At 41.1% G+C, this 17,465-nt stretch carries 23 protein-coding genes; 17 read left to right on the top strand and 6 right to left on the bottom strand.

The genetic code is table 11. The annotated features are described in order from the left end of the window. From ACSVDJ_RS12275 to ACSVDJ_RS12260, 4 genes are all read left to right on the top strand, one after another. Positions 1-1,275: a peptidase U32 family protein gene (locus tag ACSVDJ_RS12275; protein ID WP_439169019.1), complete on the top strand. Its 1,275-nt coding sequence runs from the start codon at positions 1-3 to the stop codon at positions 1,273-1,275. 5 nt (positions 1,276-1,280) lie between these two features. Next, positions 1,281-1,916: a uridine kinase gene (gene udk, locus ACSVDJ_RS12270; RefSeq protein ID WP_439169018.1), complete on the top strand. Its 636-nt coding sequence runs from the start codon at positions 1,281-1,283 to the stop codon at positions 1,914-1,916. A gap of 205 nt (positions 1,917-2,121) precedes the next feature. Continuing rightward, positions 2,122-2,598, top strand: coding sequence for a transcription elongation factor GreA (greA, locus tag ACSVDJ_RS12265; protein WP_439169111.1), 477 nt, complete (start codon positions 2,122-2,124; stop codon positions 2,596-2,598). Between the two features lie 117 nt (positions 2,599-2,715). Beyond that, complete coding sequence (locus tag ACSVDJ_RS12260) at positions 2,716-3,378, top strand: YrrS family protein (protein WP_439169016.1); 663 nt, start codon at positions 2,716-2,718, stop codon at positions 3,376-3,378. A gap of 22 nt (positions 3,379-3,400) precedes the next feature. Here ACSVDJ_RS12260 and ACSVDJ_RS12255 read toward each other — a convergent pair whose 3' ends face one another. Further along, positions 3,401-3,607 carry a YrzA family protein gene (locus ACSVDJ_RS12255; protein ID WP_439169014.1) on the bottom strand — a complete coding sequence of 69 codons (207 nt, stop codon included), beginning with the start codon at positions 3,605-3,607 and terminating at the stop codon, positions 3,401-3,403. 157 nt (positions 3,608-3,764) lie between these two features. Between ACSVDJ_RS12255 and mtnN the strand changes: the two genes are divergently transcribed. After that, positions 3,765-4,466 (top strand): 5'-methylthioadenosine/S-adenosylhomocysteine nucleosidase, encoded by a 702-nt coding sequence (gene mtnN, locus ACSVDJ_RS12250; protein WP_439169013.1) that lies wholly within the window; start codon positions 3,765-3,767, stop codon positions 4,464-4,466. Between the two features lie 443 nt (positions 4,467-4,909). Here mtnN and ACSVDJ_RS12245 read toward each other — a convergent pair whose 3' ends face one another. The 3 genes from ACSVDJ_RS12245 to pssA all read right to left on the bottom strand — a co-directional run bounded on the left by ACSVDJ_RS12245 (position 4,910) and on the right by pssA (position 6,568). Continuing rightward, entirely contained in the window at positions 4,910-5,116 is a 207-nt protein-coding gene (locus tag ACSVDJ_RS12245) for a hypothetical protein (protein ID WP_439169012.1), read from the bottom strand. 68 nt (positions 5,117-5,184) lie between these two features. Then, a complete protein-coding gene (gene sigK, locus ACSVDJ_RS12240) occupies positions 5,185-5,889 on the bottom strand; it encodes an RNA polymerase sporulation sigma factor SigK (protein WP_439169011.1) in 705 nt (234 codons plus the stop codon). A 139-nt stretch (positions 5,890-6,028) separates the two neighbouring features. Beyond that, entirely contained in the window at positions 6,029-6,568 is a 540-nt protein-coding gene (pssA, locus tag ACSVDJ_RS12235; RefSeq protein WP_439169010.1) for a CDP-diacylglycerol--serine O-phosphatidyltransferase, read from the bottom strand. A 122-nt stretch (positions 6,569-6,690) separates the two neighbouring features. Here pssA and ACSVDJ_RS12230 point away from each other — a divergent pair, with 122 nt between their 5' ends. Further along, positions 6,691-7,470, top strand: coding sequence for a phosphatidylserine decarboxylase (locus ACSVDJ_RS12230; RefSeq protein ID WP_439169009.1), 780 nt, complete (start codon positions 6,691-6,693; stop codon positions 7,468-7,470). A 33-nt stretch (positions 7,471-7,503) separates the two neighbouring features. Here the strand turns inward: ACSVDJ_RS12230 and sda are convergent, their stop codons facing one another. Then, complete coding sequence (gene sda / locus ACSVDJ_RS12225) at positions 7,504-7,641, bottom strand: sporulation histidine kinase inhibitor Sda (RefSeq protein ID WP_095477697.1); 138 nt, start codon at positions 7,639-7,641, stop codon at positions 7,504-7,506. A gap of 358 nt (positions 7,642-7,999) precedes the next feature. On the opposite strand from sda, the gene ACSVDJ_RS12220 reads away from it, so the two are divergent. Genes ACSVDJ_RS12220 through ACSVDJ_RS12185 form a run of 8 tightly spaced genes read left to right on the top strand, consistent with a single transcriptional unit; the run spans position 8,000 to position 12,995 of the window. Then, complete coding sequence (locus tag ACSVDJ_RS12220) at positions 8,000-8,521, top strand: YqeG family HAD IIIA-type phosphatase (protein ID WP_095477700.1); 522 nt, start codon at positions 8,000-8,002, stop codon at positions 8,519-8,521. Further along, the gene (gene yqeH / locus ACSVDJ_RS12215) at positions 8,518-9,624 is read left to right on the top strand and encodes a ribosome biogenesis GTPase YqeH (RefSeq protein ID WP_439169008.1); all 1,107 of its coding nucleotides are present in this window, start codon (positions 8,518-8,520) and stop codon (positions 9,622-9,624) included. Before ACSVDJ_RS12220 ends, yqeH begins: the two co-directional genes overlap by 4 nt. Before the next feature lie 14 nt (positions 9,625-9,638). Continuing rightward, positions 9,639-10,481 (top strand): shikimate dehydrogenase, encoded by an 843-nt coding sequence (gene aroE, locus ACSVDJ_RS12210; protein WP_439169007.1) that lies wholly within the window; start codon positions 9,639-9,641, stop codon positions 10,479-10,481. After that, on the top strand, positions 10,475-10,768 hold the full coding sequence (gene yhbY / locus ACSVDJ_RS12205; protein WP_439169006.1) for a ribosome assembly RNA-binding protein YhbY: 294 nt from the start codon (positions 10,475-10,477) through the stop codon (positions 10,766-10,768). Before aroE ends, yhbY begins: the two co-directional genes overlap by 7 nt. After that, complete coding sequence (locus ACSVDJ_RS12200) at positions 10,765-11,373, top strand: nicotinate-nucleotide adenylyltransferase (protein ID WP_439169005.1); 609 nt, start codon at positions 10,765-10,767, stop codon at positions 11,371-11,373. The genes yhbY and ACSVDJ_RS12200 overlap by 4 nt, the downstream gene beginning before the upstream one ends. After that, positions 11,327-11,902 (top strand): bis(5'-nucleosyl)-tetraphosphatase (symmetrical) YqeK, encoded by a 576-nt coding sequence (gene yqeK, locus ACSVDJ_RS12195; RefSeq protein ID WP_439169004.1) that lies wholly within the window; start codon positions 11,327-11,329, stop codon positions 11,900-11,902. The genes ACSVDJ_RS12200 and yqeK overlap by 47 nt, the downstream gene beginning before the upstream one ends. Beyond that, positions 11,902-12,258, top strand: coding sequence for a ribosome silencing factor (gene rsfS / locus ACSVDJ_RS12190; protein ID WP_439169003.1), 357 nt, complete (start codon positions 11,902-11,904; stop codon positions 12,256-12,258). The genes yqeK and rsfS overlap by 1 nt, the downstream gene beginning before the upstream one ends. Beyond that, entirely contained in the window at positions 12,255-12,995 is a 741-nt protein-coding gene (locus ACSVDJ_RS12185) for a class I SAM-dependent DNA methyltransferase (protein ID WP_439169002.1), read from the top strand. The genes rsfS and ACSVDJ_RS12185 overlap by 4 nt, the downstream gene beginning before the upstream one ends. Before the next feature lie 106 nt (positions 12,996-13,101). Here ACSVDJ_RS12185 and comER read toward each other — a convergent pair whose 3' ends face one another. Continuing rightward, a complete protein-coding gene (gene comER, locus ACSVDJ_RS12180; protein ID WP_439169001.1) occupies positions 13,102-13,926 on the bottom strand; it encodes a late competence protein ComER in 825 nt (274 codons plus the stop codon). A gap of 78 nt (positions 13,927-14,004) precedes the next feature. Here comER and ACSVDJ_RS12175 point away from each other — a divergent pair, with 78 nt between their 5' ends. The 3 genes from ACSVDJ_RS12175 (at position 14,005) to ACSVDJ_RS12165 (ending at position 17,453) form a co-directional block, all read left to right on the top strand. After that, on the top strand, positions 14,005-14,664 hold the full coding sequence (locus tag ACSVDJ_RS12175) for a helix-hairpin-helix domain-containing protein (RefSeq protein ID WP_439169000.1): 660 nt from the start codon (positions 14,005-14,007) through the stop codon (positions 14,662-14,664). Between the two features lie 69 nt (positions 14,665-14,733). Then, a complete protein-coding gene (locus ACSVDJ_RS12170) occupies positions 14,734-15,147 on the top strand; it encodes a deoxycytidylate deaminase (protein ID WP_439168998.1) in 414 nt (137 codons plus the stop codon). 14 nt (positions 15,148-15,161) lie between these two features. Next, entirely contained in the window at positions 15,162-17,453 is a 2,292-nt protein-coding gene (locus ACSVDJ_RS12165) for a DNA internalization-related competence protein ComEC/Rec2 (protein WP_439168997.1), read from the top strand. The last annotated feature ends 12 nt before the right edge of the window (positions 17,454-17,465 follow it).

The raw sequence follows: 17,465 nt of genomic DNA, 5'->3' as shown, positions 1-17,465 counted from the left end.
GTGAATACGATCATAAACGATAAAATTTCTACAATCGTTGATGGTAAACGAGTCATTGTGAAAAAACCTGAATTATTGGCTCCAGCCGGAACGCTTGAAAAATTAAAAATAGCGGTCCATTACGGAGCGGACGCTGTATATATCGGCGGACAAGAATATGGACTCCGTTCAAATGCGGGGAATTTCACCTTTGAAGAAATGAAAGAAGGGGTGGAATTTGCTAATAAGTACGGAGCAAAAATTTATGTGACGACGAATATTTATGCTCATAATGAAAATATTGATGGGCTAGAGGATTATTTGCGCGGCTTGCAAGAAGCGGGTGTAACGGGGATTATCGTAGCTGACCCATTGATCATTGAAACATGCCGTCGTGTTGCGCCAAAAGTAGAAGTTCATTTAAGTACACAACAATCTTTATCTAACTGGCGTGCGGTTCAATATTGGAAAGATGAAGGTCTTCACCGTGTCGTGCTTGCTCGTGAAACGACAGGAGAAGAAATGCGTGAAATGAAGGAAAAAGTCGATATTGAAATCGAAGCGTTCATTCATGGGGCGATGTGTATTGCTTATTCTGGTCGTTGTGTGTTAAGTAACCATATGACTGCTCGCGATTCGAACCGTGGAGGCTGCTGTCAGTCTTGCCGTTGGGATTACGACTTATATTCACTAGATGAAAAAGTAGAAAATCCGCTGTTTTCTGATGAGGATTCGCCATTTGCCATGAGTCCTAAAGACTTAAAGCTTGTCGAATCGATCCCGCAAATGATTGAGCTTGGCATTGACAGCTTGAAAGTGGAAGGGCGAATGAAATCAATCCATTATGTTGCGACTGTTGTTAGCGTGTATCGCAAAATTATTGATGCCTATTGTGCGGACCCAGAAAACTTTAAAGTGAAGCAAGAATGGTTAGATGAGCTAGATAAATGTGCCAATCGTCCAGCGGCTCCGGCCTTCTTCCAAGGAACACCTGGTGCGAATGAACAATTATTCGGTGTGCACGGCAAAAAAGCGACACATGATTTTGTTGGTTTAGTGTTGGATTATGATGCGGAAACACAAATGGTCACATTACAACAACGTAACTTTTTCCGTCCAGGAGACGAAGTAGAGTTTTTTGGCCCGGAAATTGACAACTTTACACAGGTAATTGATAAAGTTTGGGATGAAGATGGCAATGAACTAGATGCCGCTCGTCATCCACTACAAATCGTCCGCTTTAAAGTGGATCAACCCGTGTATCGAGACAACATGATGCGAAAGGGGCTAGAGTAAGATCAATGGAGCAAAAACCAGTAGTCATCGGAATTGCCGGAGGGTCCGGTTCCGGGAAAACAAGTGTGACAAAAGCGATTGACGAATTTTTTAAAGGTCATTCGGTCATGATTATTGAACAAGATTATTATTATAAAGATCAAAGTCATTTGCCGTTTGAAGAGCGATTAAACACGAATTATGATCATCCATTCGCCTTCGATAACGATTTATTAATTGAGCATGTCAATCAGTTATTACAATACAAATCGATCGAAAAGCCTGTTTATGATTACGTTCAGCACACACGCTCAGCGGAAACGATCGTGATGAAGCCTCAAAATGTTATTATATTAGAAGGCATTCTTGTGCTAGAAGATCCGAGACTGCGCGACTTAATGGACATCAAGCTGTTTGTCGATACCGATGCCGATATTCGCATCATCCGTCGCATGATGCGTGATATCCAAGAGCGCGGGCGGACGTTTGAGTCAGTAGTCGATCAGTATATTCAAGTCGTTCGACCGATGCATAATCAATTTATTGAACCGACGAAGCGTTATGCCGATATTATTATTCCAGAAGGCGGTCAAAATCATGTCGCCATCGACCTTGTTGTGACTAAAATTCAAACAATTCTTGAACAAAATGCTATTTTATAGTATCTTTTTATGAAACAGACATAATCTTTAAGAAACAGGGCTGTCTCAATAGTAAAGGGTCGTTACCCGCATCAAGCTTATGTAATGAAGAATATTTTCATTATATAATGTTTTTTTCGGGAGCAGACGCTTTTGAGGCAGCCTGCTGATGTTTTTTGCTTTCCTAAAGCAGGAGGGCAGCGAGATGAAAAGGAGTGGAAGGGACTTGCCAGCAGAAAAAGTATACCCTATGACAGAAGAGGGAAAAGCAAAGTTAGAACAGGAACTTGAACATTTAAAATCAGTAAAGCGTAAAGAAGTGGTAGAGAGAATTAAGATCGCTCGCAGTTTTGGTGACTTATCCGAGAACTCTGAATACGATTCAGCGAAGGAAGAGCAAGCATTCGTTGAAGGTCGTATCGGTACATTAGAAACGATGATTCGCAATGCGAAAATTATTGAAGAAGATTCAATGGACCCGAGTGTTGTTTCTCTAGGAAAAACGGTTGTATTCGTTGAATTGCCAGACGGTGAAGAAGAAGCCTATACAATTGTCGGTAGCGCAGAAGCAGATCCGTTTGAAGGTAAGATTTCGAATGATTCTCCAATTGCGAAAAGCCTAATTGGAAAACGAGTGGGCGATGAAGTAAACGTTATCACACCAGGTGGAGACATGTCTGTTAAAATTGTTTCAATTAGTTAATGAATCAAAAAACGCTAAAGGAATCGATCTTTAGCGTTTTTTCTGTTTAAATGACTTCATGTTAGGCGAAAGTCATGATAAAATGTTGAATGATGCATTAGGGAGGAGAGAACCAAGATGAAGACTCGTGCAGAACGAAAATCTAAACGAAAACAAACTAATCGTGTATTAAACACAGCCATTGCGGTGGTTGTTCTTCTAATTGTGGTTGTTGCATTTACCATCTTCTCTGGTGGAGATGATGAGGTAGCGAAAAAGCCGGTGGAAAAGAAACCAGCAACCGAGCAAAATACTGCTAGCAATACGGACAAAAATAAAGAAGATGAAACGGCAATGAGTGATACTGATAAGGAAGAGGAAGAAGAGGAAGAAAAAAAAGAAGAACCGAGCGATAAAGAGAAAGAAGATGAAGAAACAGAACCAAAAGATGAAAAAATCGTCGAAGAGAGCGATGAGCCGAACGTAGAGCAAGAAATCGTTGATCCGAATTGGAAAGGCGTCGGCACTTCACAAACAGGTGAGCATAATTCATCTTTTGACAGCAATTCTCCGGATTGGCAAGAGAAGCTAGATGCTCTTTCTTATGCAACAGGCATTGGACAAGACAATATGGTCGTTTGGTATGTAAAAGGGAAAGGTCCGAACGATGCGATCGGAACCGTGTCACCAAAAAGTAACACGGACGAAGCGTATCGTGTATTCCTTACGTGGGTAGATGGCGAAGGATGGAAGCCGACAAAAATGTACAAGCTCGAACAAAATGATAAAGGGCGTTTTTAAGGAGTTCGCACAAGCGAACTCCTTATTTCTTTAGCTTAAAATGAACAACGGCTGAATAAAATGTACGTCCATCGGGATCAATATGCATTTGATGGGAAACGGAGTGAACACCGAGCATAATCGCTTTGTTGTGCTCGATTTGCTGTTCGATCTTCTTTTCTAAGGAAGCAAGATCAGCCGCTTCAAAGAATTCGACCTTGTCTTCTAGTAAATCTAAATGAAATTGCATGATATTTTCTCCTTTTTAAATGAATCATCTTTTTCTATGTATACAAGATAAACGGAAGAGATGGCAAGCAATTGTTGCAAAAAAATGATAAAATATAGCGAAATGATCATTTTGAGTGGTCAATTGATTAGCGTTTGCAAAATTGGAGGAAAAGAAGATGAAAATTGCTATTATTGGTGCAATGGAAGAAGAAGTAACGATCTTACGCGATCATATCGATGTGAAACAAGTAGAGACGATCGCAAACAGTGAATATACAACAGGTACGATGAATGGAGCAGAAATGGTTTTACTTCGTTCTGGTATCGGGAAAGTAAATGCGGCAATGACGACATCCGTTTTACTTCAGCATTTCCAACCGGATGTTATTATTAACACTGGTTCAGCAGGTGGGTTAAATCCAGAGTTAAATGTTGGCGATGTCGTCATTTCTACAGAAGTGCGCCATCATGATGTCGATGTCACGGCTTTTGGTTATGAGTATGGACAAGTCCCTCAATTGCCTGCGGCGTTTCAAGCGGATGAAAAGCTTCTTAACATCGCTGTAAGCTGTGCAAAAGCAGAAGCGGACATTCAAGTCGTTACAGGCTTAATCGCGACAGGAGACTCATTTATGAGCGATCCAGAGCGAGTGAAGTTTATCGGCACGAAATTCAATGATTTACAAGCGGTAGAAATGGAAGCGGCAGCGATTGCTCAAGTGGCTCATCAATTCGGTACGCCATTTGTGATCATCCGCTCATTGTCTGATATTGCTGGCAAAGAATCGAATATCTCGTTTGATCAATTCTTGCCGAAAGCCGCTCTTCATTCTTCTCAATTAGTCATGAAAATGGTCGAGCAATTAGCGAAAGCATAATTGTGAAGAATTTGTGAGAAGCCTGCTACAAAATGATCGAAATGTGGTACATTATTAGTAACTAATGTTTCGGGAGTGATAGCGAATGGTAATGATGATCATGGGTTTATTACTAGCAACAATCACAGGTATAATGGTTTCTGTGTCTATTGATTAACGTGTTAACGTCCGGCTGAGAGCGCTCAGCCGGGTTTTTTATTGATGAACAACTTAACCGTCCTCTCTTTCTAAATGAGGATTTTTCAATAGTGATAGATTCCTATCTGCAAAGTAATCAACATGAAAAAGCAAAACGCATATTAAATAATATGTTGGAAAACAAGGGGCTCGACAAGAAATACTCGAAGTTAGAAAAAAAGTATAAAAGCCTACTCTATAAATGATTAAGGGTCGGGCACCTTGTCCCTTTAGTTCTTATTTTTTGAAAAAGATGAATCAAACTTCTAGATCACGGATAAGTCAACTAGTTTCTCAAGGTCACAAGACGAGCTGACTAAAAGGTTAAAGAACAACCTTCTAGCCGGCTGGTCTTTTGCTTGTCGTCGATGAACGGCGCCTTCCGCTTTTCTTGTCCAGCTCCAGGCGCCAGCGACTAGTGGATTTCCATGATCCTCCTTGCGATAAGTCAACATCGATTCACTATCGTTCATCGTGTTTCCTTTATCTCGTGCGGATCATTTCAATCCATACGTCGCTAAACGGCGCCTTTCGCTTTTCTTTATTCCCCCTTCTCTTCTTTATAGAATTCGTGAAACATTTTCATGAGGGCTCGTTTTTCGATGCGGGAGACGTAGCTGCGAGAGATGCCGAGTTGTTTGGCGATTTCTCGCTGGGTTTTTTCGTCACCTTGGTTGAGTCCGAAGCGGGCGATGATGACCTCTTGTTCGCGCTCGTCTAATACGCTTAAAAATTTCAGCACTTTTTTAAGTTCGATCGATAAAAGAATGTGCTCAAGTACGTCTTCATCGGTAGATTTTAAAATGTCGAGTAGGTTGATTTCGTTTCCTTCTTTGTCATGTCCGATCGGGTCTTGGAGGGAAACTTCTTTTTTTGTTTTCTTTAAAGCACGAAGGTGCATGAGAATTTCATTTTCGATACAGCGAGCGGCATAAGTGGCGAGTTTCGTTCCTTTGCCATCGGAGTAGCTTTCAATCGCTTTAATTAAGCCGATCGTGCCAATGGAAATCAAGTCCTCTGCATCTTCCCCAGTGTTTTCAAATTTTTTGACGATGTGTGCCACGAGCCTTAAATTATGCTCAATCAATTTATTTCTTGCTTCTGAATCACCTACGGCCATTTTTGCTAAATACATCTTTTCATCGGCCGCTGATAATGGCTGGGGAAAGGCGTTGTTTTTGACATATGAGACGAAAAAGATTAGTTCTTTTGTTAAATAGGATAAAGCAGCAATAATGCTCAACATATTCGCGCCTCCTTTAAAAAATCCGCTATGTCTCAAATATATGAGCATAAGAAGGTTTTTTTGCCTGTCCGTTTAAGAAGGGGGGAGAAAGAAGAAAAAAGACTGTCCGACAACATACCATGTTGTTGGACAGTCTTTTTTACACTTTTTTTAATTTAAATGGGCTAATCATTAAGAAAGATAAGCAAAGAGTAATCACCATAAATGATTGTGCTGGAACGTGAGAAATGGTTAAATAGCTAAGAGTTAGCAAACAACCAGCTGCTGTGATAGGCAATCCTTGGAAATAACCGTTGCTTTCAGTGATATTAAAGCGTGCGAGGCGTAAAGCGCCACATCCGATGTAAAATACTGTGAAAAATGCGCCTGGGAAGCCGAAATCCGATAATACACTAATGTATAGAAGTAATGCGGGTGCAACACCGAAAGAAATAATATCACACATCGAATCCAATTGCTTTCCTAACTCAGATTCAATGTTCATCCTGCGAGCGACCATGCCATCAAAACGGTCAGCTAAAGCTGCCACAAAGATTAGTAGGAGTCCTAAACTTAGTTGGTTATTTATCGTCATTAAGATTGAAAAACCACCTAAAGCTAAATTACCCAATGTCAGCAAATTCGCCGTTTGTGCTTTCATTTTCTTAACGGTCAAATCTAACACATGAGATATAAACAAATTGACACTCTCCTTGAATTTAGCAGCCACCTGCTAATAGTTTATTATATAATAATATTTTAATGATATTCTATTATACCACAAACTTGATTGGGATTTTTTACTTTTTTGGAGGTTAACGTGTGAAAAAGCAATTATATCGTTTTTTTATTGAATTAACAAATAAGCAATGGTCATCGGCTCTCATTGGAAAATATACGTGCTCCTCGGTCAGTAAACCGATGATTCGCCGGTTTATGAAGGCGTATCAAATTAACGAAAAAGAGATGGAGCATCCGGTTGAAGATTACCAAACATTACATGATTTTTTTATTAGGACGCTCTCACCGGAAGCTAGAAAAATAAATTACAGTGCCGATCATGTAGTTAGTCCAGTCGACGCCAAGCTTGCGGAAGCCGGAACAATTACTAAAAATCGAGAGTTTCTCGTCAAAGGCAAAACGTATTCCTTACAAGAAATGCTTGGAAGTGAAAAGAAAGCAAAAGTGTATGAAAAGGGAATATTTCTCGTTTTGTATTTGAGTCCTGCTCATTACCATCGAATTCATAGTCCGGTCGATGCAGAGGTCATGGATCGTTGGGTGCTTGGACGCCATTCTTATCCGGTCAACTCACATGGCTTACAGTATGGCAAAGCGCCGCTTGCAAAAAATTATCGTGATATAACTGAATTGAAGCATAAGCGTGGTCAAATGGCTGTTGTGAAAGTGGGCGCTATGTTTGTCAATGCGATTGAACGAACACATGAAAATCGCTATTGGAAGCAAGGGGAAGAGGTCGCTTATTTTAACTTTGGCTCTACCGTTGTTCTATTGTTTGAGAAAGATGTCTTTCGACTCAATCCTCACATGTCCATCCCTTGTGAAGTGAAGGTGGGAGAGCAGCTTGGCCAGTGGCTTTAACAGTTATAAAAAAAAGCCTGAATGACAGGCGTTTTAAGAAATCTTTTCATTTTTTAATAATGAACGCTTTTTGAGCTCAATTTCCATAAGTTCAAGAAATTCTTCGTTTAATTTCAACTGTCTTGCTTTAAAATAAGACTCTAACAGCAGATCATCAGGAATGTGTTTCAAAACAAACTCACCTCCTAGGAAAAATTTGTTCTATAATTGAATGAGTCTGCATAAAATACTAAGCTGAGGTTGTTTCTCCCTAACTTTACCAAAAACAAACGAGAAGAACAAGCGTTCCGTTATCCACAGTGTCACGTGGATAACATGTGGGTAATTTGTGGTTAACTATGGAAAATCCATCCATCATAACGAGAAGAATGTGTATAAGCTTATCCACAAAATGGAGAATGAAGGATTTTGTCGATAAAAAATAATGCATTCATTTTTTAATGAATTGTTTTTCGTCCGTTTTATTTTGTATCGAACGATAAAATTAGATATGATAGGGACTGAAAGGTTATAGAACGGGGTGTACAGATTGTTAAAATTATTTTTACCGAACAAACAAATAAAAAGCGTGTATGATATTCAGCCTGAAGAATTAAAGGCACAAGGGATTAAAGCGATTATTACCGATCTAGATAATACGCTCGTGGCATGGGATCGTCCCGATGCTACGCCGGAGCTATTAGAATGGTTTAAAAATATGAAAGAACACGGCATTAAAGTGTTAATTGTTTCGAACAATAATAAAATGCGTGTGAGCTCCTTTTCTCACCCGCTTGACATCCCTTTCATTTTTGAAGCGAGAAAGCCGATGGGCAAAGCCTTTCGTCAAGCGGTAAAATTGTTAGGTGTAAAGAAAGAGGAAACAGTTGTGATTGGCGATCAGTTATTAACCGATATTTTCGGTGGCAATCGCAGTGGGCTTTATACGATTTTAGTCATCCCAGTCGCTCAAACGGACGGCTTTTGGACGAGAATCAACCGCAAAATTGAAAGACAAATCATGAATGTGTTTAAACGAAAAGGTTTAATTCAATGGGAGGAAAATAAGTGAGTAACGAAAAGCTAATTTGCACCGGTTGCGGTGTTGAAGTACAGACAGAACATCCAGAAGGTCTTGGCTATGCACCGCCATCGGCTCTTTCAAAAGAAATGATTGTTTGTCAACGTTGTTTCCGTTTGAAAAATTATAACGAAATTCAAGACGTCTCATTAACGGATGACGATTTCTTGAAAATTTTAAATACGCTAGGTACAACTGACAGCTTAATCGTAAAAGTGGTCGATATTTTTGACTTTAATGGTAGTTGGCTTCCTGGCTTGCATCGTTTTGTCGGCAAAAATCCAGTACTCTTAATCGGGAATAAAGTAGATTTATTGCCGAAATCCGTTAAACAGAACCGATTAATTCATTGGATGAAGCAGGAAGCGCGAGAGCTTGGACTAAAGCCTATCGATGTCTTGCTTGTAAGTTCAACGAAAGGTCAATCGATTCAAGAGGCGATCGATGCGATTGATTATTATCGCAACGGAAAAGATGTGTATGTCGTTGGTTGTACAAATGTCGGTAAGTCAACGTTTATTAATCGAATTATTAAAGAAGTCTCTGGTGAAAAAGATGTGATCACGACGTCGCACTTCCCAGGCACGACATTAGATATGATTGAAATCCCATTAGATGATGACCAAGCATTGATTGACACGCCAGGAATTATTAATCATCATCAAATGGCGCACTTTGTTGATAAACGCGACTTGAAATATATTACGCCTAAAAAAGAAATTAAACCAAAAGTATTTCAGCTAAATGAAGAGCAAACGTTATTCTTTGGAGGGCTTGCTCGATTTGACTACGTAGCCGGTGGTCGTCGTTCGTTTACTTGCCATCTTTCGAATGAATTAATGATTCATCGAACGAAGCTTGAAAAGGCCGATGAATTGTATAAAAACCATGCAGGGGAATTGCTTACTCCACCTCGCCCAGAACAAATGGACGAATTTCCGGAATTGGTTCGTCAGGAATTTCGTATTAAAGAGGGCAAGACAGATATTGTATTCTCGGGTCTTGGCTGGGTAACCGTCAATGAACCAGGCGCATTAGTTGTTGCTCATGTTCCAAAAGGAGTTAGCGTCTTTTTACGACCATCTTTAATTTAAGGAAGGGAACGATTATGAAAAAATTATTTGGTGTGATCGGCGACCCAATTGCTCATTCGATGTCGCCTGTGATGCATCATTCGGCCTTCGCAGCTCTTAGTGTGGACGGCTATTATCATCCCTTTCACATCAAGCCAGATGATCTAGCGGATGCGGTGAAAGGAATGAAAGCGATTGGTGTGGAAGGCTTCAACGTGACGATTCCGCATAAAACAGCGATTATTCCACTCCTTGATAAGGTCGATCCGTTAGCGGAAGCGATTGGTGCCGTTAATACGGTGGTGCGTGAAGAGGATCAATGGGTCGGCTATAACACGGATGGCTTAGGGTATGTTCGGGCTCTTCGTGAGGAGTATCCAGGTGTATTAGAAGATCAACACGTATTGATTGTTGGAGCAGGGGGAGCAGCTCGCGCTATTTTTTATACGTTGGCGTCAGAGGGCGTTAGCCGAATCACTTTGGCCAACCGCACGCCAGAAAAAGCGCAAGCGATGATCGAGGCTTGTCCGTACGAAGTAGAGGGAACCGTGTTGTCATTAGAAGAGGCAGAGGAGAAGCTAGCGGAATACGATGTGATCATTCAAACGACATCGATTGGCATGGCTCCACAAGTAGAGGACATGCCAATCGCACTTGATCATTTAAAAGCAATGGCTTTTGTGTCTGATATTATTTATAATCCATTAGAAACAAAATTATTACAAGAAGCGAAAAAGCAAGGAGCTTATACGCAAAACGGATTAAAAATGTTTGTGTATCAAGGAGCGCTCGCTTTTGAGAAATGGACAGGAATATTCCCTGATGTCCAACAAATGGAAAAAGTTGTGTTGCAACAATTAGGAGGAAAAACATGTTAACAGGTAAACAAAAACGATTTTTACGTGCAGAGGCACATCATTTAGATCCGATTTTTCAAGTAGGAAAAGGCGGAGTCAATGACAATATGATTAAACAAATTGGCGAGGCTCTTGAAGCGCGCGAATTAATGAAAATTAGCATTTTACAAAACTGTGATGAAGACAAGCAAGAAGTGGCGCAAAGCATTGCTAAAGGGGCGAAAGCGCACGTTGTCCAAATTATTGGAAGCATCATTATTTTGTATAAGGAATCAAGAGAAAACAAGCAACTTGTGCTGCCGAAATGAGAAGAAAGGTTGGCCTTTTAGGGGGGACGTTTAATCCCCCTCATGTCGGTCATCTCATTATTGCCAACGAGGTGCTTGAAGCACTTGAACTCGATGAGGTTCGTTTTATGCCGAATAAAATACCTCCTCATAAACAAATGGATACAGGTGTGTCAGAGGAAGATCGTGTGCGGATGCTATCTGTCGCTATTGATCATCATCCAAAGTTGCATCTCGAGCTGATTGAAATGGAACGGGATGGGAAATCTTATACGTATGACACGATCCAGTTATTAAAAGAACGAGAGCCGGAAACAGACTTTTATTTTATTATCGGCGGCGATATGATTGAGTATTTACCGAAGTGGTACAAGGTCGATGAACTATGCCAGCTCGTAACTTTCGTTGGCGTGAAGCGCCCAGGCTATTCAACTGAAACGTCTTATCCTGTTCATTTAATTGACACACCCGAAGTCCATCTTTCTTCAAGTCTACTTAGGCAAAAAGCAGCGACGAATGGCACGTTAAAGTACTTGCTGCCAGAAAAAGTGATTGCCTATATAAAGGAGAATCAGTTATATGAACCGAGAACAGGCATTAAAGATCGTGAAGGAACAGATTACTGAACATCGTTACAATCATACGTTAGGTGTGATGCATACAGCGATTGAGTTAGCAGAAAAGTATGGAGCTGATCCACAAAAGGCCGAGCTAGCCGCAATTTTTCATGATTATGCGAAATTTCGTCCGAAAGAGGAAATGGCTGCGATTATTGAACGAGAAGGCATGGACCCACGTTTACTTTCTGCCCATTCTGAGCTGTGGCACGCGCCGGTGGGGGCTTATTTAGTACAAACAGAAGTAGGGATTGATGATCTGGAAGTGCTAGATGCTATTCGTTATCATACATCGGGAAGAGTCGGGATGACACTCCTTGATAAAGTGGTCTATTTAGCGGATTATATCGAGCCAGGCCGTCATTTTCCGAAAGTGGAGAAAGTGCGAAAGTTAGCGAAGGAAGATTTAGATGAGGCGGTCATTAAAGCGGTGAAAAATACGATTAAATTTTTAATGAAAAGAAACAAGCCCATCTTCCCAGATACATTTGATACATACAATGATTTAACGAAGAAGCAGAAGGAGGAAAAACGTTAATGGGTCAACCTGAAATTTTACAACGTGTCGCTAAGGCGGCAGATGATAAACGAGCAGAGCATATTGTGGTGTTAAACATGCAAGGAATTTCTTTAATTACAGACCACTTTATGATCTGTCACGGGAATTCTGATAAGCAAGTGCAAGCGATTGCTAGAGAGGTCAAGGATCAAGCAGAGGAGCTTGGATATACGATCAAACGGATGGAAGGCTTCGATGAAGCACGCTGGGTATTAATTGATATTGGTGATGTCGTTGTTCATGTGTTCCATCGCGATGAGCGCGTCTATTATAACTTAGAACGATTATGGGGCGATGCGCCACAAATCGATGTGGAGAGCGAGCTACTCGCATGACGTATCAGCGCTTTGCCTACGTGTATGATTTTTTAATGCAAGATGTTCCTTATGAGGAGTGGCTTCATTTTTTGGAGCGGCATACAACAACATTAACTGGCAAAAAAGTGCTTGATTTAGCTTGTGGAACAGGTGAATTGACATGGCGATTAGCGGCAGCTAATTGGGATGTGACGGGCGTGGACTTATCTGAAGAGATGTTAATGATGGCTCAGGAAAAGGCGGCTGAAAAAGGCTTGTCCTTTCCGCTTTATCAACAAGATATGCGCGAGTTAGACGGGCTCGGTACGTATGATGCAGTGACCATCTTTTGCGATTCTTTAAACTATTTAACGAGTGAAGAGGATGTCAAGCAAACGTTTCGGCTCGTTCACACTCATTTACAAGCTGGTGGGCTGTTCTTATTTGATGTCCATTCACTTTACAAAATTCATCACATTTTTACTGACGGTACTTTTACGTCGACGGATGATGAGGTGTCTTATATTTGGAATTGTTTTGCAGGGGATCTGCCAAACAGTGTTGAGCACGAGTTGACGTTTTTTGCTCTAGATGAATCGAGCGATCGATACGAGCGCTTTGACGAGCTGCATACTCAACGAACATTTGAGCCGGAGCAATATACACTATGGCTTGAACAAGCAGGCTTTGAGAATGTGCAGGTCACAGCCGATTTTACAGACGATGCCCCTCAAAAAGAAAGTGAGCGAATCTTTTTTGTCGCTCAAAAAAAGTAACATATTTTTGATTTAAGCTCTCAGCGTAACGGTGCCTACGTTGAGAGCTTAAATTATGTTAAAAAATTGTAAATAAAAAGGTTTTTTTGTATGCGTAACGAATAAGTTAAGTGATTCCAAATTGTGCACTTGTTTCTTGCTTGTCTTCTGCAAACTTCTTATGGGTCGCTTGGAATAGCTTCGGGAACATCTCTCCAACTTCTGCTTCTAATACTTCAATCCCTTTTCCAGTAACACCGCCTTTGACACATACTTTTTCTTCTAGCTCTGCCAATGTATATTCTTCTTGTTTAAACAGCTCACCTAGCCCAATTAACATGCATTCCGCTAATGTCTCCGCTGTCTCTGCCTTCATTCCTGTCGTTTCTGCTCCTTCAATAAACTTCCGAGTTAAAAAACTGAAAAAAGCGGGTCCACAGCTGACGAGATCGGAAGCGGCTCGCGTGATGGACTCTTCAATTTCCACCGCTTCACTACTGATACATTTCATAGTCGCCTTCATTTCAACTTTCCAGTCATCTTGACAGCTTTCACCGAATGTATATAACACCGCTCCTGAAAGCACTTTATTCGTAATGCTCGGAATCATTCGCATACATGAACAAGGAAGAATGGATTCCAATTGAGCAGTGCTGACAGGACTTGTGATCGAGATCGCACATTGTGATGGGCGAAATAGATGCTTGACTTCATTCAGCATCGGGAAAATATCGTGAGGCTTTACGCAAATAAATACACGATCACAAGTTTGAATGACATCCGCAATAGAATCACAAATAGTGATTTGAGGGTGCTTTGCTTGGATGCGCTTTGTCTTTTCCACCGTGCGATTAATGATGAATACATCAGTCGCTGCGATGGCGTTCGAGTCGATCAGCGCATGAATTAAGATTTCTCCCATATTACCTGTTCCGATGACTCCTGTTTTCATTGATTTCCCCCCTTGATAGAAATACGACTTTTACAATGTATGTGACGAAAAAAAGTTTATGCAAACGAGGTGGAAAGAGTGGATATAAAAGCTTGGCTTCAAAAATATAAAACACACGTCTTAATTGCTGCTGGAATTTGTGCGTTTGGACTGTATCAGTTATCTGAGGAAGAGGAGCCTCCGTCTGAGCCGTTTGCTATCGAGGAGACGGCATTGCCGTCACAGGAGAAAGTGACTGCTGCGCCGGTGGAAGTGAAAGCACCTGAGCAGCCGCAAACGGTAACGATAGATATTAAAGGGGCGGTTAAGACTCCAGGGATTTATTCTTTATCTAGCGAGGAACGAATCAATGATGCGGTAGCAAAGGCCGGAGGATTTCAAAAGGAAGCCGATCGCACGACGGTTAATTTAGCACAAAAGCTTCAGGATGAAATGGTGATCTACATTCCAAAAGTAGGGGAAGAACCACCTGCTACTGCGCCAGCGGTTAATGGGGGAGCAATAAGTGGGCAGACAGCTAATTCTGGTGGGGACGAACAAGGCGGTACGGTCAATATCAATACAGCTACGTCAGCCGAGCTGCAAGAGCTTCCGGGAATCGGGGAGGCGAAAGCGCAGGCCATTATTGATTATCGAGAAACGACAGGGGCATTTGCTCAAGCGGAAGATTTGAAAAATGTGTCAGGTATCGGGGACAAAACCTTTGAAAAGCTTCAGCCGTTAATTACTGTCAATTAAAATTGATTGACGAGCTCCTTTTTTTCTCGCTAAACTAGAGAAAAAAGTTGTAGAAAGAGTGAAGTGAGAATGAGTAGAAAAAGCTGGGATGAATATTTTTTAGATATTGCGGACGTTGTATCCACACGTTCGACATGTAACCGACTGCATGTGGGTTGTGTTATCGTTAAGGACAAGCATATTGTAGCTACGGGATATAACGGATCGATTCATGGGCATGAGCATTGTGATGAAGAAGGCTGTTTGTTATCGGATGAAAAGAGATGTATTCGTTGTTTACATGCGGAGTTAAATGCGGTTCTTCATGCTGACCGTGACCGATTAAAAGGAGCGGCCGCATACGTTACTCATGAACCTTGTGAAAATTGCGCGAAGACGTTAGCACAAGCAGGCATTCAACGTATTATTTATCGTCATGCCTATCCAAATAAATGGAATCAACACTTTTTGAAAGGGATTGAAGTGAAGCATTTGCCAAAATAAATAAAGGAGGCATTATGCGCGGACAATTTATTTATGTCGCTTTGTTTTCTTTCGTAGGAATGATATGGGCACTTCCCGCTTTAGGAAGTGTCCGACTATTTTTTACATTATTAGCATTTTATTTATGGATACGATTCATAGGGCGGATGAAACAACTGATGCTCGCTACGGTCGTTCTTGCCTTTTTTGTCGGTCAGTTTCATGAAAAGCAACATCATTCTATCTATACAGGCGATGAAGAGGCATTTCGAGTATCGTTTACTGAAGATATGGTGATAGACGGGGATCGCTTAAAAGCAACCGTTCGATCTTCTGCAGGTGAAAAGCTTCGTTTAAGCTATAAGCTTTCCTCAAAGGAAGAAGCTGATAAGTTGAAGCAGCTGTTGCCGGGGACGATGTGCAACATAGCGGGTACGCTAGAGCTGCCGGCAGAAGCGCGCAACCGCCATGGATTTGATTATCGCAAATTTTTAACTCATCAACATATATATTGGCAATTGAAAGTAAAGCGTTTTTCATTATCCTCTTGTTATCAGTCAAAGCTTGCTGTTAACCAACAAATTCTTTTATGGCGCGCAAAAGGAATTGACCGTATAAAAGAAACGTTTCCAGAAAGTCTACAACCGACTGCGGCTGCTTTGTTGTTCGGTGATCGGACATTGGCCGAAGAGGAAGTCACAACCGCCTATCAGCGGCTTGGGATTATTCATTTATTAGCAATTTCGGGGCTTCATGTTGGGTTAATGACGGCTTTTTTGTATTATTTGCTCATTCGAATAGGGGTGACAAAAGAGCGATCACAGCTTATTTTACTGATATTTCTACCTGTCTATACCTTGCTTGCAGGTGGTTCTCCTCCCGTCGTTCGTGCTTGTTTAATGACGATTCTTATTTTGATGTCAATGAAATTTCAACGGAAGTTTACGCCTCTAGATGCACTAAGCCTCAGCTTTTTGCTCGTCCTCATGTATGATCCTTATTTACTTTATCAAGTTGGGTTTCAGCTATCGTACCTCGTTAGCTTTTCATTGATTCTTTCCTCTCAGTCGATTTTATCCTATCCAACCTCTTTTCTTGGAAAAATGTTTGCCGTTACGACGATCTCGCAAATCGCTGGCTTACCGGTGATGATGTATCATTTCTTTGAAGTTTCACTTTATTCGTTTGTGGCGAATTTATTTTTTGTACCGTTTTATTCTTTTCTCTTGTTACCAGGGTTGCTTATCATTTATGTGGTTAGCTTTCTTTTTCCACCTGTATTGTCGCTGTTATCGCCATTAGGTGCGTTGTTGAGTCAGGTTGATGGAGTAGCGATGACGGCTAGTACATGGCCGTTTGCAGTAATTGTTACAGGTCGGCCGTCTGCACTTTTGCTCGTATTTTCCTGTTGTGTGTGTCTTCTTGCTTTTTTATACTGGGAAAAATCGAAAAGGCTTCCACCGGTATTTCTCCTGTTAGCCTTTATGATCGGTACTCAAATTTTCGTACAAACGTATTCGCCAAAAGGGGAAGTGACGTTTATCGATATTGGGCAAGGAGATGCGACGTTCATTCAATTACCGTTTAATCAAGGGAATTATTTGATTGATACAGGAGGGCTGCTTCCTTTTCATAAAGAGGAATGGCAGAAGCAAAGAAAGGATTTTAAAATTGGTGAGGATGTGTTGCTGCCTTATTTTAAAAGTAGGGGAATTACTCGCATTGATAAGCTGATTTTAACCCATAGTGATTATGATCATATTGGTGCTGCTACCGAGCTGTTTCCTCACATGAAAATGAAAGAAGTGATCATTAGTCCGGGTTCGGAGGTGAAGCCGGTGATGCAACAGACGATTGAACAGGCGAAGCAGTTTCGTGTGCCTGTTCGTTATGGCACATTTCAAGAAAGTTGGCAAGCAGGCGAGTCCATTTTTCAATTTTTATCACCAGAGGATGAGCAGTATGAAGGGAATGATGATTCACTTGTCTTATATGCCCAAATTGGCGGGAAAAAGTGGTTGTTTACAGGGGATGCTGAAGAGAATGCTGAAAAGAAGCTAGTGGATCGTTTCGATATCGATGTTGATTTTGTTAAGATCGGGCATCACGGAAGTAAAACGTCAACATCTGAACCGTTTATTGCGGAAACGACGCCTGAATATGGCATCATTTCTGCAGGTAGGAAAAACCGTTATGGACATCCACATCGAGATGTCGTTGAGCGACTTCATAAGTATCAAGTGAAAATATGGAGAACGGATCTTCATGGAGAAATTACTTATACTTTTCGTGGCACCCAAGGCACATTTTCTACCTGTGTTCCGTAAAATAAAAGAAAG

This window comes from Bacillus sp. Hm123, assembly GCF_051842975.2.
In the GTDB taxonomy this organism is placed as follows: Bacteria; Bacillota; Bacilli; order Bacillales; family Domibacillaceae; genus Bacillus_CE.
Note: the sequence above shows the minus strand (reverse complement) of the source record. Positions and strands in the feature narration are given on the sequence as shown.